The organism is Catenulispora sp. MAP12-49 (assembly GCF_041262705.1).
Lineage (GTDB): Bacteria > Actinomycetota > Actinomycetes > Streptomycetales > Catenulisporaceae > Catenulispora.
Genome location: NZ_JBGCCP010000053.1, coordinates 1 through 14,679, shown reverse-complemented (window position 1 = coordinate 14,679; position 14,679 = coordinate 1). Strand labels below are relative to the sequence as shown.

Here is a 14,679-nt window from a genome sequence, read left to right as displayed (position 1 = left end):
GAAGCCGGACTGACGGAGCGAGGGGTGCCGTGGCCGAAGAAGCTGATTCGACCGATTTCGCAGGGTTCTACACAGCGTCGGCGACACGTGTCGTGGGGTACCTCTACGTGGTGCTGGGCAGCCTCGCCGAAGCCGAGGACGCGGCGCAGGAGGCGTACACCCGGGCCTGGCTGCGCTGGTCCCGGGTCCGGGGTTACGACGATCCCGAGGCCTGGGTCCGCACGGTCGGTTTCCGCGTCGCCATGAGCGCCTGGCGCAAGACGCGCAACCGGCTCAGTGCGCACCGCACGAGCGGCGGCTCCAGCGTGCATGTCCCGGACCTGTCGCCGGACCGCCTCGTCGTGGTCGACGCGCTGCGCCGGATCCCGGCCGAGCAGCGGCGCGCCCTGGTCCTGTTCCACATGCTGGGCCTGACGGTGACCGAGATCGCCGACGAGACCGGCGCGCCGGTCGGGACCGTCAAGGCGCGGCTGTCGCGCGGACGCAAAGCGCTCGCGCCGTACGTATCAGAGTTCGCCGACGACGAGGACGACAACCAGCAGTCGACAGGCTTCGCCAAGAAGGGAATGGTCTCCGGTGCCTGAGAACTTCGCCTCCCTGCTCGAAGCCCTGAACGATCAGGGCCGTGCGCTGGCCAAGCCGGCGCCCGCGGCCGCGATCGAGACCCGGGGCCGGTCCCGGCGCCGCAAGCACCGGTTCACCGCCGCCGGCTCGGCCGTCGCGGTCTGCGCGCTGGCCGCCGGGGTCGCGCTGAGCGCGGGCGGCGCCGCGAGGCACCCGGCTCCGACCATGCCGGTCCCGACACCGCCGTCCGCGCCCACCTCGGCATCGGCATCAGCGTCGGCGCCGGCGTCGCACACGGCCACGACCACGGCGAACCGCACCGGCGTGGCCGCCTTCCTGCAGAGTTCCGAGCTTCCGCAGCCGGCGCTCTTCCAGTGGAACGCGGGCGAGGCGCACCTCGGCACCGGGGCCGGCGGCACCCTGCCTGCCACCTGTGGCTTCGACCCGACATTGAAGAACATGCAGAAGGTCCATTCACAGCAGCAGGACGAAAGGGACTACACCTCCGTCGCCGACGAGTCGAGCTCAACGGAGACCATCTACCACTACGGCTCGGCGGCCGCGGCCCGCGCGGACTACGACCTCCTCAAGCCGAACCCGGCCACTTGCTCCAGCGCGCACGTCACCGCCACGATCACCGACGGCGCCGCCTGGCAGGACGCCGCCTCGGGGACGACGTCCCTGCACAAGATGATCGTCTTGTCCGGCAGCGACATCGCCTACTGGTTCTACGACTACGAGAACAGCGCCAAGCCCTACGACACCTCCGACGACCAGGCCGCGCTCCAGCGCATGGCCGACCGCCTCGGCGGCCGGGCCGTCGTGCCGGACCCGGTCGCGGCCCCGCCCGCGGGCACGCTTCCGGCCTCGGCCTGGCTGGACCCCTCGCAGATCCCGTTCGGCACCGCCGACCGGTCGCACGGCTGGGTCCCGTTCGGCGGCCAGCAGGAGGCTCCTTCGGGCCAGAAACCGGCGAACCTCTGCGCGGCCATCCAGGACGGCGAGGATCTCGTCACCCAGGACGGCGCCGACGTCCTGACCCGCAGCTATCACGGAAGCCCGTCGACCACGCCGGTCTACCCGGGGTCGAACTACCTGTATTCCGGTGCGGACGAGCACATCGTGTCGTTCCCGGGCGGTGCGGGGCAGGCGCAGGCGGCGTTCGCCTCGGCCCGGGTGGTCACCATGCTGCACGGCTGCCAGTTCAAGGACGGCTCCGGCGAGCAGACCAGGCGCACGATCACGGTCGGCGCTGAGACCGACACCGGGTTCTCGCTGCTGGCCACGGACACGCCGGGGCCGAGCTATGAGCACCTGTACTGCGTGATCAAGGGCTCGCACGTGGCCTGGATGGTGATCGGCTTCGAGCAGGGCGACACCTCGACGGGCGGCGACGCCGCGATCCTGGCGACCATGGCGGCGCGGTTGCCGTAGCGCGGCGGGCCGACACGCCGAGCCGGCGCCGGGACGTGGGATCCCGGCGCCGGTTCAGCGTCGCAGCGGTTCAGCGGTTGAGCGGCTCAGCGCGTCAGCTCAGGCACCCGACATGCGCCAGCGCCTGCCGCAGCAGCGTCCCCTGCCCGCCGTGCATGTCCTGCAGCACGCTGTCCGAACTCGCCTCCTGCGGCGTGAGCCACACCAGGTCGAGCGCGTCCTGCCGGGGCGAGCAGTCGCCGTTCACCGGCACCACGTACGCCAGCGCCACCGCGTGCTGCCGCGGGTCGTGGTACGGCGTGACGCCCGCGGTGGGGAAGTACTCGGCCACGGTGAAGGGCTGCAGGGACGCCGGCACGTTCGGCAGCGCGACCGGCCCGAGGTCCTTCTCCAGGTGGCGCAGCAGGGCGTCGCGCAGCCGCTCGTGGTGCAGCACGCGCCCGGAGACCAGGCTGCGGGTGATCTCCCCGTCGGGGGAGATGCGCAGGAGCAGCCCGACGCTGGTCACCTCGCCGGCGGCGTCGACGCGCACCGGCACCGCCTGGACGTAGACGATCGGCAGGTGGGCGCGGATCTGCTCCAGCTCGCCCGGGGCGAACCAGCCCGGGGTCGTCTCGATCATTTCGGACATTCGTTGATCGTACTAGCGCCGGGGCTCGGCGGGTCCATCCCTGTTCACGATCCGAGCCCGGCTTCGGCCGGGAAAGTGCCGATTGCGCCGAATGTCGGATGGCGGCGCGCCTACTTCGACGGCACGAAAAGGCGGATCACCGTTGCGCCGCTGGTGGTGAATGCCTTGTCGAAGCCGGTGAGGACCACCTCGACGACCGGGGCCAAGGGCGCCAGCACTCCGAGGAGAAGTTCGCCGACGATGCCGGGGTTGTCCGGCGAGGCGGTGGTCGAGGGGCGGATCGCCGCGTGTGCTCGGGGTGTGGCGGCCGCGCCGACCGGGCCGGCGACGGCGCCGAAGGTCAGGGCGGTGAGGAGGGCGACGATCCGCACCATTCTGATCATGTTCTAGTCGTACGCCGCTCCAGGTCGTGCGGCATCGCGGGCTGGTCCGTTAGAGCCGGACACCGTGCCGGACAGCGCCGGACACAGCCCCGGACACCGAGTCAGGGGCCGTGTCAGGCCGGTGTCAGGGGCGCGTCAGGCCCGCTGGCGATGGTTGAGCCATGGAAAACGCAGGAAGCGCAGAGAACGCAGCGATCGCAGTCAGCGGACTGCACAAGACGTACGGCGACAAGGTCGTCCTCGACGGCATCGGCTTCGAGGTCGCCCCGGGATCGGTCTTCTCGATGCTCGGCCCGAACGGCGCCGGCAAGACGACCACGGTGAACATTCTGACGACCCTGATGAAGGCGGACGCCGGAACCGTGCGGGTGGCGGGTTACGACGTCGCCACCCACACCAAGCAGGTGCGCTCGGCGATCGGCGTGACCGGGCAGTTCGCCGCGGTCGACGAACTGCTGACCGGCCGGGAGAACCTGCGGATGATGGCCGACCTGAAGCGCGTCCGCCCCGCCGGCGAGCTGGTCTCGCAGCTCCTGGAGCGCTTCGAGCTCACCGAGGCCGCGGACAAGCAGGCCTCGACCTTCTCCGGCGGCATGCGCCGCAAGCTCGACCTGGCCATGACGCTGGTCGGCAGCCCGAGCATCATCTTCCTCGACGAGCCGACCACCGGGCTGGACCCGCGCAGCCGGCGCACCATGTGGGAGATCGTCCGCGAGCTGGTCGCCGAGGGCACCACCATCTTCCTGACCACCCAGTACCTGGACGAGGCCGACCAGCTGGCCGATCAGATAGCGGTGCTCGACGGCGGCCGCATCGTCGCGCAGGGCACCGCCGAGGAGCTCAAGCGCCAGATCCCCGGCACCCATGTGCGCCTGAAGTTCGCCACCGCCGCCGAGCTCGACAGCGCGGCGCGGATCCTGGACGGCGCCACGCGCGACGAGTCCGAACTGTCCCTGCGCGTGCCCAGCGACGGCACCTCGCGCTCCCTGCGGGCCCTGCTGGGCCGGCTCGACGAGCACTCGATCGACTCCGAGGAGTTCTCGGTGCACACGCCGGACCTCGACGACGTCTTCCTGGCCCTGACCGGCCACGCCACCACCGATTCCGCAGCTAACACCGATTCCGCAGCTAACACCGATTCCGCAGCCAACACCGATTCCGCAGCCAACACCGATTCCGCAGCCAACACCGTCACGACCGTCACGACCGCCACCACCGAGGGGAACTAATCATGAGCAGCATCTCCACCGCGTTCGGCGACTCCGCGATCATGCTCCGCCGCAACTTCCGCCACACCGTCCGCAACCCGGTCACCGTCTTCAACGCGATCCTGTTCCCGGTCGTCATGATGCTGATGTTCGTGTACGTCTTCGGCGGCGCGTTCAAGGTCCCCGGCAGCTACGTGGACTACGCGGTGCCCGGCCTGATCGTCATGGCCATCACCTACGGCCTGGGACCGACCGCGGCTTCCGTGAACGACGACCTGACCAAGGGCATCATCAACCGGTTCAAGACCATGGACGTCTCCCGGGGCGCGGTCCTCACCGGCCACGTGGTCGCCACCACCTTCCGGGCGGTGATCGCCGTCGCGGCCATCATCGGCGTCGGCTTCGCGATGGGCTTCCGGTCCCACGGCAGCGCGCTGGGCTGGCTCGCCGCGATCGGGCTGGTGCTGATGCTGGCCTTCGCGACCAGCTGGCTCACCGTGGCCATGGGCCTGTCCGCCAAGTCGGTGGAGTCCGCCGGGCTGGCCACCGTGCCGCTGATCATGCTGCCCTTCCTGAGCAGCGCGTTCGTCCCGGCCGCCACCATGAAGACCGGGATCAGGCAGTTCGCCGAGTACCAGCCCTTCACCCCGATCATCGAGACCCTGCGCGGGCTGCTGTCCGGCGGCCACGTCTCGACCAGCCACACCGTGCAGGCGCTGGCCTGGTGCGTCGGGTTCACCCTGATCGGCTACCTGTGGGCGGTGTCGACCTTCAAGAAGCGAGCGTGACGCTGGTGAGCTCGGCCGGGTCGGCCCGCGTCCCCTCCAGAACCGCCTCGGCGAACCTCGTGTCGCCGAGGCGGTTCCGTGCTTCGGCCTCGATGTGCGCCACGTCGGGATGCGCGCTGTCCGGCAGTCCGCGCAGGGCCGCGGCTGCGCCGAGCAGCCGCGCCGCCTGCTCGGGCTGGTCGCGGCGCAGCGCCAGGTCCGCCAGCCCGACCACCGCCATGGCGGTCAGCAGAGGGAGCCCCACCTCGTTCGCCGCCGCCAGCGCCGCCGCGCCGTGCGCCCGGGCCTCGTCCAGGTCGTCGGTGACCCGGGCGAGCAGGTCCAGCCGCAGCGCGCGGTAGTGCGTCTGCTCCGACTCCGCGCCGAGCAGGGACGTGGCCGCCTCGATCTGGCGCCGGGCCTCGGCCGGGTCGCCGGCCCAGCGGGCCAGGTCCACCTTCGCCAGGGCCAGCTCGGCCAGCGCGCCGGGCCAGGTCACGCGCTGCGCGCTCCGCTCGCCGTCGGCGATCGCGGCCGCGGCGGCGTCCCGGTCCCCGGCCATCCAGAGCATCAGGGCCTGCCGGGCCCGCATCCGGATGACCTCCTCGGGGGCGCCGACCTCGGCGATGACCGCGACCGCCTCCGCATAGAGCGTGGCCGCCCTGGCGAACTCGCCGCGCACGGCGATCCGGTCGGCCAGCTCGGTCAGGCCCAGGGAGATCCCGAACCGCTCGCCGAGCGCGCGGAACTCCCGCAGCGCCGTCTCCAGATGCTCGTCCGCGTCGAGCCCGCCGTGGCCGTACATGACCCGGATCTTCCCGGTCTGGAGCCGGGCCAGCGCGCGCACCCAGGGATCGTCGTCGTCCAGCTGCGGCTCGAACGCCGACAGCGCCTCGGCCGGGTCCTGGAGCATGCGCTCCAGCGGCTCGACGAGCGCCATCCCGGGGTGCTTGCGGGTCCCGGGCTCGACCTGGCGGCCGGCCTCGTAGGCCTTGTGGATCCACTCCTCGGCGGAGTGCTCGTCACCCCGGCCGGAGGTCACGAACATCACGATCATCGCGGAGACCAGGGCCCGGACCTCGGCCGAGGTCCGGCCGGGCATCGCGGCGGCGGCGGTCAGCAGCTCCAGGCCCTCGGTCCGGTACCCGGCCAGCCACCAGTACCAGCCGCAGGCGGCCCCGAGGCGCATCGCCGGCTGCGCGTCGCCGGCCGCGAGCGCGCCGCGCATCGCGGCGGCGATGTTGTCGTGCTCGGTCTGGAGCACCGCGAGCCACGCCACCTGTTCGCGCAGCCGCAGGCGGGGCTCGGCGGTCTCGGCCAGCAGGGTGAAGAAGTCCAGGTGGGCCAGGCGCGCCGATTCGGCCTCGCCGGCTTCGGCGAGCCGCTGCGCGGCGTACTCCCGGATCGTGCCGCTCATGCGGAAGCGCGAAGTGTCGCTTTCCATATCGTCCGCCACCAGCAGCGACTTCTCGGTCAGCGTGGTCAGGTGCTCCAGGACGAAGTCCGGCTCGATCTCCTCGCCGGCGCAGACGTGCTCGGCCGCTTCCAGGCCGGCCCCGCCGGCGAACACCGAGAGCCTGCGCAGCACTCTGCGTTCGTCGTCGGACAGCAGCTCCCAGCTCCAGTCGACCACCGCGCGCAGCGTCCGGTGCCGGGGCAGCGCGATCCGGCTGCCGCCGGTGAGCAGCCGGAACCGGTCGTCCAGGCGGCCGGCCAGCTGGTCCACCGACATGGTCCGCAGCCGGGCCGCGGCCAGCTCGATGGCCAGCGGCATGCCGTCCAGCGCCCGGCAGATCCGGGCCATCGTCGCGAGCTGCTGCGCGTCCACGGTCAGGTCCCGGCGCACGGCCTGGGCCCGGTCCCGCAGCAGCAGGACGGCCGGGGAGGCCTCGATCTCCTCAGGCGTCGCGTCCTGGGCCGGCAGCTCCAGCGGCGTCACCGGCCACAGCACCTCGCCGGTGATGCCGAGCGGTTCGCGGCTGGTGGCCAGGATCCGCAGCCCCCGGCACTCGCCGAGGACCCGGTGCGCGAACAGCGCCGCCGACTCGATGACGTGCTCGCAGTTGTCCAGGACGATCAGGGCCCGCCGTTCGCGCATCGCCGCGATGAAGCGCTCCGTCGGCCCGGCGCTGGGGTTCTCGCCGTGCAGGGTGTCGCGCAGGCCCAGCCCGGACAGCGCGGCCTGGGCCACGTCGCCGTCGGGGCCGATCGCCGCGAGCTCCACCAGCCAGGCGCCGTCCGGCAGTCCGCCGAGCGCCGCGCGCGCGGTCTCCACGGACAGCCGGGTCTTCCCGGCGCCGCCCGGGCCGATGACCGTGGCCAGCCGGTTCCCCTCGACCAGGTCGCGGACCGCGGCCACCTCGGATTCCCGGCCGACGAAGCTGGTCAGCTCCGAGCGCAGGTTGGTCTTGCGGTTCTCCTCCCGGCGGCCGCCGAGTTCGCCGCGCAGCAGGGAGACGTGCAGCGCCGACAGCTCCGGCGAGGGGTCGGCGCCGAGCTCGTCGGCCAGCGCCTCCCTCGTGCGCTGATACACCTGGAGCGCCTCGTTGCCGCGGCCGGCGGCGTTGAGCGCGCGCATCAGGGCCGAGGCCAGCCGCTCCCGGGTGGGATGCGCGGCGGCCAGGTCGGTCAGCTCGGTCACCAGGTCGGCGCCGCGTCCGAGGGCGAGTTCGGCGTCGAAGCGATCCTCGCCGGCGCTCAGGCGCAGCCCTTCCAGCCGGACCACGACGGCCTCGAACGCGCCGCTTTCCTGCAGGCCCACGTCCTGCATCGCCTCGCCCCGCCAGAGCGCGAACGCCTCGCGCAGCAGCCGGGCCCGCTCGGAGACGTCCTGCCCGGCCGCCTGGCTCGCGGTCACCAGGCGCTCGAAGCGCACGGCGTCCACCGAGTCGGGGTCGACGGCCAGGCGGTAGCCGTCGCTGAGCCCTTCGATCGCCGTGTCCGGCAGGGCCTTGCGCAGCCGGGAGACCAGCCGCTGCAAGGCGTTGGCGGCGTCGGCCGGCGGATTCTCGCCCCAGATCCAGTCCACCAGCGAGGCCTTGGGCACCACCTGGTTCGGCCGGAGCGCGAGCGCGATCAGCACTCCGCGCAGCCGCGCGCCGGGCACGTCGGCCAGGCCGCCGGCCTCGGTGCGAACCTCCAAAGGCCCCAGCATCGCGATCTGCACGCGCCGATCCTGTCACGTGCAGCCGGTGTGGGCATCCAGTCGCTGTGCGTGGTCAGCTCACCGTCCCGGCGGCTCCGTCGGCGGGCTTATGCCCGACCGCGCCGGCCAGCGCCGCCCGGGCCAGATCGCGCAGCCAGGCGTGCGCGAGATCGGTGTCATAGCGCTGATGCCAGGACAGGTAGACGGCCACCGGAGGCAGATCGAGCGGCAGCGGGAGCGCGATCAGGCCGAGGCCGGCGATCGCGTGGCGCGTGGTGGCCTCCGGGGCGGTGACCACGAGGTCGGAGTCCCGGACGAATTCCAGCGCGGCGGCCTCGGAGGGTGCGGTCGCCACGACGCGCCGGGCCAGGCCGAGCCCGGCGAGCCTCTCGTCCAGGCCTCCACTGAAGTTGCCCCGGCGCGAGACGGCGACGTGGTCGGCCGCGGCGTACCGCTGCGCGCTCGGCGCTTCGCCGCGGGCCAGCGGATGATCCGGCCGCACCACGACCACCTGCGCGGTCTCGGCCACCTTCTCGGCGCGGACGTCCGCGGCGGTCGGCGGGTTCGCGTTGGCTTCGAGGTCCACCTCGCCGCGCCGCAGCCCCGGGGCGTCGCCGCTGGATTCGGCGACGAACCGCAACCGCACCGCCGGCGCCTGCTCGCGCACGGCCGCCAGCAGCGCGGCGCCGCCGAACGCGACGAGCGAGTCGTGCCAGCGCAGCGTGAAGGTGCGCTCCAGGGTGGCCAGATCCAGCTCGCGGCTCGGCGCCAGCACCCCCTGGACCTGCTGCAGCAGCGCGTGCACCTGCTCGCGGACGGCGAGCGCGTACGGCGTCGGCGTCATCGACCGGCCGGTGCGCACCAGGATCTGGTCGCCGGTGGTCTTGCGGATACGGCCCAGGCTCCGGCTCATCGCGGGCGCGGTGACGTGCAGGCGGTCGGCCGCTCCGGCCACGCTGCCCTCCTCGAGCAGGGCGTCGAGGGCGGCGAGCAGGTTCAGGTCCAGCTGCATGGGATTCATCTTAGGAGTGGCTGACATGCGCTCGACGTCAACGATGAGCGCTCCCGCAACGCCTACCCGACCGGCACCCCCACCCGGGCCTCCTCCAACGCCCGCCGCAGCTCGCCGAGCGCCGCCCCGACCGCGTCGACGCGCTCGGGGCCGAGGGTCGCGGTGATCAGTTCCTCCAGGTGCCCGTGGAACGTCTGCTCGGCCTCAGCGACCAGCGCGGCGCCGCGGTCCGTGAGGCTGATCAGCGACGAGCGGCGGTCGGCGGGGTTCGGCAGCCGCGTGACCCAGCCGGCCGCCTCGTGCCGGTCCACGCCCTTGCTGGCCGCGCCGATGCCGATGGCGAAGGCGGTGGCGAGGTCGGCGACGCGGGCCTTCGGGTGGTCGCGCAGGAAGCGGAGCATCTCGAACTGCGAGGCGACGATGCCGTGCTCGGCGCGGAGCCGGTCGGTGACCGCGTTGTAGATCCGGGTCTCGCAGCGCACCAGGTCGTCGAAGAACGCCGGGAGGTTGGAGAAGCCCGAGCGGCCGCCGGTTGCCGAAGTAGATGCCACGGCATATATTTTCTCATACATGCCTGGGCATGTACTTCCTGGGCATGTACATGGTGACGATTTCGAGGAGACCCCCGATGACCTGGGCACAACGCCGCGACCTGGACACGATGCTGCGCAAGGAGACGAACGGCTTCACACCCCTGCCCGTGGAGCGGATGCGGGCCGGCTTCGCCGCGATGATGGCGGGTTTCCCGGTCCCGGCCGGCGTCCGCCGCACCCCGACCGAGCTGGCCGGACGTCCCGCGATCCGGGTCGAGCCGGAAGGCCCGGCGCGGCCGGGGACGATCCTGTACTTCCACGGCGGATCCTTCGCGCTCGGCTCGCCGGAGACCGGCATGGTGAACACCGCCAACCTGGTCCGGCGGACCGGGATCCCGGCGATCTCGCTCGACTACCGCCTGGCCCCCGAACACCCGTTCCCGGCCGCCATCGAGGACTGCCTCGCCGCCTACCGCAGCTTGTTGGACGCCGATGCCGACGCCGGTACGGACCCGGCCCCGATCGCCTTCGCCGGCGACTCGGCCGGCGGCGGCCTGGCCGTGACCACCAGCCTGGCCGCCCGCGACGCCGGGCTGCCGCTGCCCGCGGCGCTCGTGGCGTTCTCCCCGGGCCTGGACCAGACGCGCACCGGCTCCTCGATGACCGCCAAGCAGGGCCGGGACCCCTACTTCACCCCGGAGGGCATGGCCTACACCGGCGCGATGTACCTGGCCGGGCAGGATCCCGCGCAGCCGCTGCTCTCCCCGGCGGTCCACGGCGACCTGGCCGGCCTGCCGCCGGTCCTGATCCAGGTCGGGACGAACGAACTGCTGCTCGACGACGCTGTGCGCTTCGCGGCGCGGGCCACCGCGGCGGAGGTCGACGTCATCCTCGACATCACCGCCGGGGTCCCGCACGTGTTCCAGGCCTTCGGCGACGCGCTGGACGAGGCGGGTCAGGCCCTTGACCGCGCGGCGTTGTTCCTCGCGCAGCACCTCGGGCCGGCGGCGCCGGTGCGGTGATCGCGACCCGTTCGGAGTATCCGATTGTGTGACCTGCGCACGGCGGTGGAAGCGCTCACGTAACGGTTCACGATTGCGCGCCCGCCGTACGGAGGCTCACCATGCCGCGAAATACCGAAAGGACTTTGTCAAAGAAGCCAGCGTGCGCGCCCAGTCCCTCTTAGGCGGACTACCCCGATGCGCCGACGCGGATTAAGACCCCATTGCGACCCGCAGATTACCGAGAGTCTGGCGCCGAAGCCGGGAATGGATTTAACTACTCCTCAGATTTCCTGGCTACGGTCCCTCGCATCGCCGTCGCCGCATCAGCGACGCACCTCTCAGCAACGGATCGGCATGACGGGAATTCGTGAGTCCAGGGCCGGCAAGCCCATCGTCGCGGCGGCTGTCACCGTGACGCAGCCGAGCGCGTTCGAGGGACCTCGCGATGGCGGTAACGGCGGGGGCGGCGGTGCGCGGGTCGCGGCGGGGCGGTGGACCGTACGCTGGCGCGCCCGGGCCTGGAAGCGCCGGCCGCGTGCGCTGACGATCGTGGCGGTGATCGGCGTCCTGCTGTTCTCGCTGTGGGGCATCGGCGGCCCGCTGTTCGGCACCTCCACGCTGACCCCCACCGACGAGATGGTCACCAACGGGCCGTGGGTGAGCACCGGCTTCGCCGGGACCGTGCCCTCCAACACCTACCTGGACGACATCTACACCTCCGAGCTGCCCAGCGAGATGCTGTTCAAGCAGCAGCTCAGCCACGGCAACGTGGCGCAGTGGAACCCCTACGGCGCGGCCGGCAGCGCGCTCGGCGCCATCCCGGACTACGCGTTCTACTCGCCGCTGACCCTCCCGTTCTACGTGATGCCGAGCTGGCTCGCCCCGGCGTACGAACGGCTGCTGGAGATCGTGTGCTCGGTCGGCGGGACTTTCTTGTTCCTGCGCCGGGTCTCGCTCTCGCGGCCGGCCGCGTTATTGGGCGGCATCACCTTCGCCGGCAGCGGTTTCATGGTCGCGTGGCTGGGCTTCCCGCAGACGCGCGTGGCCGCCTTCATCCCGGCGCTGTTCTGGACGGTCGAGCGCTTCGTCCAGAAGCGCCGGCCCCGGGACGCGGCGCTGGCGGCGCTGCCGGTGGCGGCGCTGTTCCTCGGCGGCTTCCCGTCGGTCGCCGGATACGCGCTGCTGACCTCCGTCGCCTACGCCCTGGTCCGGCTGGCCGGCGAGCACCGCTCGGAGCTGCGGCGGGTGGTGCGGCCGGTGCTCTATCTCGGCGCCGGGATGACCGCGGGCATCGGGTTGGCGCTGTTCCAGCTGTTGCCCTTCCTGCGCTTCTTCGGGACGTGGCTGATCGAGGGCCGGAGCCAGTCGGCGGCGGCCACCCTCCCGGTGTCCAGCGCGCTGACGATGGTCGCGCCGTGGTCGCTCGGGACGGTCGACGAGCACGATCCGGTCCAGTTCGTGCTGAAGACCAACATGGTCGAGGCCGTCGCCTACCTCGGGGCGGCGGCTGTCGTGCTGGTGGTGGTGGCCATCGCGATGCCGCGCCGGGGCCGCGGGCTGATGCCCACCGGCACGTGGGTGTTCTTCATGGCGGCCACCGTGGCGTGGATCGAGCTGATCTACATCGGCGGGCCTCCGCTGGAGCTGTTCCAGAAGCTGCCGGGTCTGAAGACGCTGTTCGAGCAGAACTTCATAGGCAGAGCCAGAAGCATCCTGGGGTTCCTGCTCGCGGTGCTGGTCGCGGTCGGCTTCGAGGTGCTGGTCCGGAGCCGGTCGCAGGAACCCGCGACGGCTGCGGCGGCGGCCCCGTCGAAGCTGTCGAAGCCGTCGAAGCCCCGGCGCCTGGCGACGGTGCTGACGGCGTGGCGGGCCTGGCCCAAGCGGCGGCTGTGGACCGCGGCGGTCGTGGCCGTCTTCACCGCGTTCGCGGTGGTCATGGTGGTCTACGGCCACAGCACGGTCCGCTACTCCGCCGGCACGTCCGGGCAGGACGTCGGCAAGGCGGCGGACCTGTACTGGAGCCAGATCCGCAGCGCGGGCGTCATCGTCGTGATCGCCGTGGCCTGCGTGATCGCGCTGGGCGTGGCCGGCCGCCAGGCGTTCGCCGGCCGGCGGGAGGCCTCGGTGCTGCGCTTCGGCGCCGCGGCCACGCTGATCGTGATGACCGCCGTTCAGGGCGCGCAGTTCATGGACGGCTACTACCCGAAGTCCGACAAGGCCATGTTCTACCCGGTCACCGACACCCACACGTTCCTGGCCGACAACCTCGGCGAGCAGCGCTACGCCTCGTCCTACGACGCCGTCACCTTCGGCACCTCGACCGCGTACGACCTGCGGTCGGTGAACGGCCACAACTTCCTGAACGCCGACTTCGCGGCGCTGATGCAGGGCGTGCCCGACGGCGCGGTGCCCTACCCGACGTACGTCGACTTCCAGGCGCACGACGTCAAGCAGGTCACCAGCCCGGTGCTGGACCGGCTGGGCACCAAGTACTGGGTCGCGGGACCGACCGACGGCGTCTTCGGCACCGTCATCGACGCGGCGCGCAGCGGCACGACGCAGCTGATCCCGGGCAAGCCGGTGACCGTCCCGATCACCGGCCCGGTGCGCGGCATCGGGTTCACGCCGGAGGGCTTCGTCCCCTGGAGCATCGCCGGGCTGACCAAGGACACCACGGTCGACGTCGTGATCCGGGACGCGAACGGCAAGCAGGTCGCCGCCTCCAGCCGGCTGACCGGCGCCAAGGCCGGCTCCCCGTTCCAGGTCGCGGTGGCCGCCGACACCCTGCCGGCGGGCACCCCGCTGACCGCGACCATCACGCTGCACGCCGATTCCCCGCTCACCGTGGACGCCGACAACGGCGTCCCGGCCATCGACACCATCAGCCCCGCCGACGACGGTCTGCGCCTGGCCTACGTCGGCTCGTCGGTGATCTACGAGCGGCTGAACGCGTTGCCGCGCATCCGCTGGGCGTCGCAGAGCACCGTCGTCCCCTCGCAGGACCAGCGGGTCACGATGCTCGCGTCCGGGGCGGTGGCGGACAACGCGGTCGTGCTGTCCGACCCGGGTCCGGCGGCGTCCGGCCGGCCGGCGACGGTCCAGGTGCTCGCGGACGGTACGGACGAGATCACCACGACGGTCGTCGCGCAGGGTTCGGGGTACCTGGTGGTCGCCGACGCCGACCAGGTCGGCTGGCAGGCCACGGTCGACGGCCGGCGCGCTGATCTGGTGAAAGCCGACCAGGGACTGGTCGCGGTGAACGTCCCCGCCGGCACGCACACGGTTGCGCTGCGGTATAGCCTGCCGCAGCAGACCGTCGGTACCTGGGCCTCAGGCGCCGTCGGTCTCTCGCTGGCGGCGGTGCCGGCCGGCGAGTGGTGGTGGCAGCGTCGCCGACGCCGACCGGGGGATCCCGGCGCCGTCGAAGCCGGTCCGGGGGATGAGGCGTGATGAGAGATTTCCGGGGCACGTTGGTTTTCTGTATATGAGGAAAGGTTTTACTCCGTGACGATCGCAGACTTGGACATGGCTGCCGCTCAGGACCTCGAGGATGCGATAGTCCGGCCGCATGTCAGTGTGGTCCTGCCGTGTTACAACGAGGAAGCGCACGTTCTGCTGGAGATCCAGCGGATCTGCGCGGCGTTGGACGCGACGGACTACCCCTATGAGGTGCTGGCGGTCGACGACGCTTCCACGGACAAGACGTTGGAGGTGTTGCGCAAGGCGGAGATCGAGTATCCGTCGGTGAAGGTGGTCGCGTTCAACCGGAACGGCGGGGCCGGGACGGTGCGCCGGATCGGGTCGAAGATGGCCCGGGGCGACGTCGTGGTGTGGACCGATGCGGACATGTCGTATCCGAACGAGCGGATCCCCGAGTTGGTGGAGATGCTTGATTTCAACGCTGACATCGATCAGGTGGTGGGTGCGCGCAAGGCCGAGATGGGTTCGCACCGGTTGTTGCGGATCCCGGCCAAGTGGGTGATCCGCAAGATCGCGGA

At 71.8% G+C, this 14,679-nt stretch carries 12 protein-coding genes; 7 read left to right on the top strand and 5 right to left on the bottom strand.

Annotated elements, in window-relative coordinates:
• Window positions 1-29 precede the first annotated feature (29 nt).
• Together ABIA35_RS45790 and ABIA35_RS45785 are read left to right on the top strand one after the other, a co-directional pair.
• On the top strand, window positions 30-584 hold the full coding sequence (locus ABIA35_RS45790; RefSeq protein WP_370362195.1) for a sigma-70 family RNA polymerase sigma factor: 555 nt from the start codon (window positions 30-32) through the stop codon (window positions 582-584).
• Window positions 577-1,998 (top strand): hypothetical protein, encoded by a 1,422-nt coding sequence (locus ABIA35_RS45785; protein WP_370362194.1) that lies wholly within the window; start codon window positions 577-579, stop codon window positions 1,996-1,998. The genes ABIA35_RS45790 and ABIA35_RS45785 overlap by 8 nt, the downstream gene beginning before the upstream one ends.
• Before the next feature lie 94 nt (window positions 1,999-2,092).
• Here the strand turns inward: ABIA35_RS45785 and ABIA35_RS45780 are convergent, their stop codons facing one another.
• Both ABIA35_RS45780 and ABIA35_RS45775 read right to left on the bottom strand, forming a co-directional pair.
• Window positions 2,093-2,620 (bottom strand): NUDIX hydrolase family protein, encoded by a 528-nt coding sequence (locus tag ABIA35_RS45780; protein ID WP_370344802.1) that lies wholly within the window; start codon window positions 2,618-2,620, stop codon window positions 2,093-2,095.
• 119 nt (window positions 2,621-2,739) lie between these two features.
• On the bottom strand, window positions 2,740-3,012 hold the full coding sequence (locus tag ABIA35_RS45775; protein WP_370344789.1) for a hypothetical protein: 273 nt from the start codon (window positions 3,010-3,012) through the stop codon (window positions 2,740-2,742).
• Between the two features lie 161 nt (window positions 3,013-3,173).
• On the opposite strand from ABIA35_RS45775, the gene ABIA35_RS45770 reads away from it, so the two are divergent.
• Together ABIA35_RS45770 and ABIA35_RS45765 are read left to right on the top strand one after the other, a co-directional pair.
• Window positions 3,174-4,241 (top strand): ATP-binding cassette domain-containing protein, encoded by a 1,068-nt coding sequence (locus ABIA35_RS45770; protein ID WP_370362193.1) that lies wholly within the window; start codon window positions 3,174-3,176, stop codon window positions 4,239-4,241.
• A 2-nt stretch (window positions 4,242-4,243) separates the two neighbouring features.
• On the top strand, window positions 4,244-5,008 hold the full coding sequence (locus tag ABIA35_RS45765) for an ABC transporter permease (RefSeq protein ID WP_370362192.1): 765 nt from the start codon (window positions 4,244-4,246) through the stop codon (window positions 5,006-5,008).
• Here ABIA35_RS45765 and ABIA35_RS45760 read toward each other — a convergent pair.
• The 3 genes from ABIA35_RS45760 to ABIA35_RS45750 all read right to left on the bottom strand — a co-directional run bounded on the left by ABIA35_RS45760 (window position 4,992) and on the right by ABIA35_RS45750 (window position 9,695).
• Window positions 4,992-8,153 carry a BTAD domain-containing putative transcriptional regulator gene (locus ABIA35_RS45760; protein ID WP_370362191.1) on the bottom strand — a complete coding sequence of 1,054 codons (3,162 nt, stop codon included), beginning with the start codon at window positions 8,151-8,153 and terminating at the stop codon, window positions 4,992-4,994. The genes ABIA35_RS45765 and ABIA35_RS45760 overlap by 17 nt on opposite strands.
• A gap of 52 nt (window positions 8,154-8,205) precedes the next feature.
• On the bottom strand, window positions 8,206-9,144 hold the full coding sequence (locus ABIA35_RS45755; protein ID WP_370344793.1) for a LysR family transcriptional regulator: 939 nt from the start codon (window positions 9,142-9,144) through the stop codon (window positions 8,206-8,208).
• A 62-nt stretch (window positions 9,145-9,206) separates the two neighbouring features.
• The gene (locus ABIA35_RS45750) at window positions 9,207-9,695 is read right to left on the bottom strand and encodes a MarR family winged helix-turn-helix transcriptional regulator (RefSeq protein ID WP_370344794.1); all 489 of its coding nucleotides are present in this window, start codon (window positions 9,693-9,695) and stop codon (window positions 9,207-9,209) included.
• A gap of 77 nt (window positions 9,696-9,772) precedes the next feature.
• On the opposite strand from ABIA35_RS45750, the gene ABIA35_RS45745 reads away from it, so the two are divergent.
• The 3 genes from ABIA35_RS45745 to ABIA35_RS45735 all read left to right on the top strand — a co-directional run.
• Window positions 9,773-10,699: an alpha/beta hydrolase gene (locus ABIA35_RS45745; protein ID WP_370362190.1), complete on the top strand. Its 927-nt coding sequence runs from the start codon at window positions 9,773-9,775 to the stop codon at window positions 10,697-10,699.
• Between the two features lie 336 nt (window positions 10,700-11,035).
• Window positions 11,036-14,131: a YfhO family protein gene (locus ABIA35_RS45740; RefSeq protein WP_370362189.1), complete on the top strand. Its 3,096-nt coding sequence runs from the start codon at window positions 11,036-11,038 to the stop codon at window positions 14,129-14,131.
• Between the two features lie 75 nt (window positions 14,132-14,206).
• The coding region (locus ABIA35_RS45735; RefSeq protein WP_370362220.1) for a glycosyltransferase family 2 protein at window positions 14,207-14,679 on the top strand (473 nt) is incomplete at its 3' end.

Coding starts and splice junctions, on each gene's coding strand:
- ABIA35_RS45780 (WP_370344802.1), bottom strand. CDS start 2,620: ATGATCGAGACGACCCCGGGCTGGTTCGCCCCGGGCGAGCTGGAGCAG.
- ABIA35_RS45775 (WP_370344789.1), bottom strand. CDS start 3,012: ATGATCAGAATGGTGCGGATCGTCGCCCTCCTCACCGCCCTGACCTTC.
- ABIA35_RS45770 (WP_370362193.1), top strand. CDS start 3,174: ATGGAAAACGCAGGAAGCGCAGAGAACGCAGCGATCGCAGTCAGCGGA.
- ABIA35_RS45765 (WP_370362192.1), top strand. CDS start 4,244: ATGAGCAGCATCTCCACCGCGTTCGGCGACTCCGCGATCATGCTCCGC.
- ABIA35_RS45755 (WP_370344793.1), bottom strand. CDS start 9,144: ATGCAGCTGGACCTGAACCTGCTCGCCGCCCTCGACGCCCTGCTCGAG.
- ABIA35_RS45745 (WP_370362190.1), top strand. CDS start 9,773: ATGACCTGGGCACAACGCCGCGACCTGGACACGATGCTGCGCAAGGAG.
- ABIA35_RS45740 (WP_370362189.1), top strand. CDS start 11,036: ATGACGGGAATTCGTGAGTCCAGGGCCGGCAAGCCCATCGTCGCGGCG.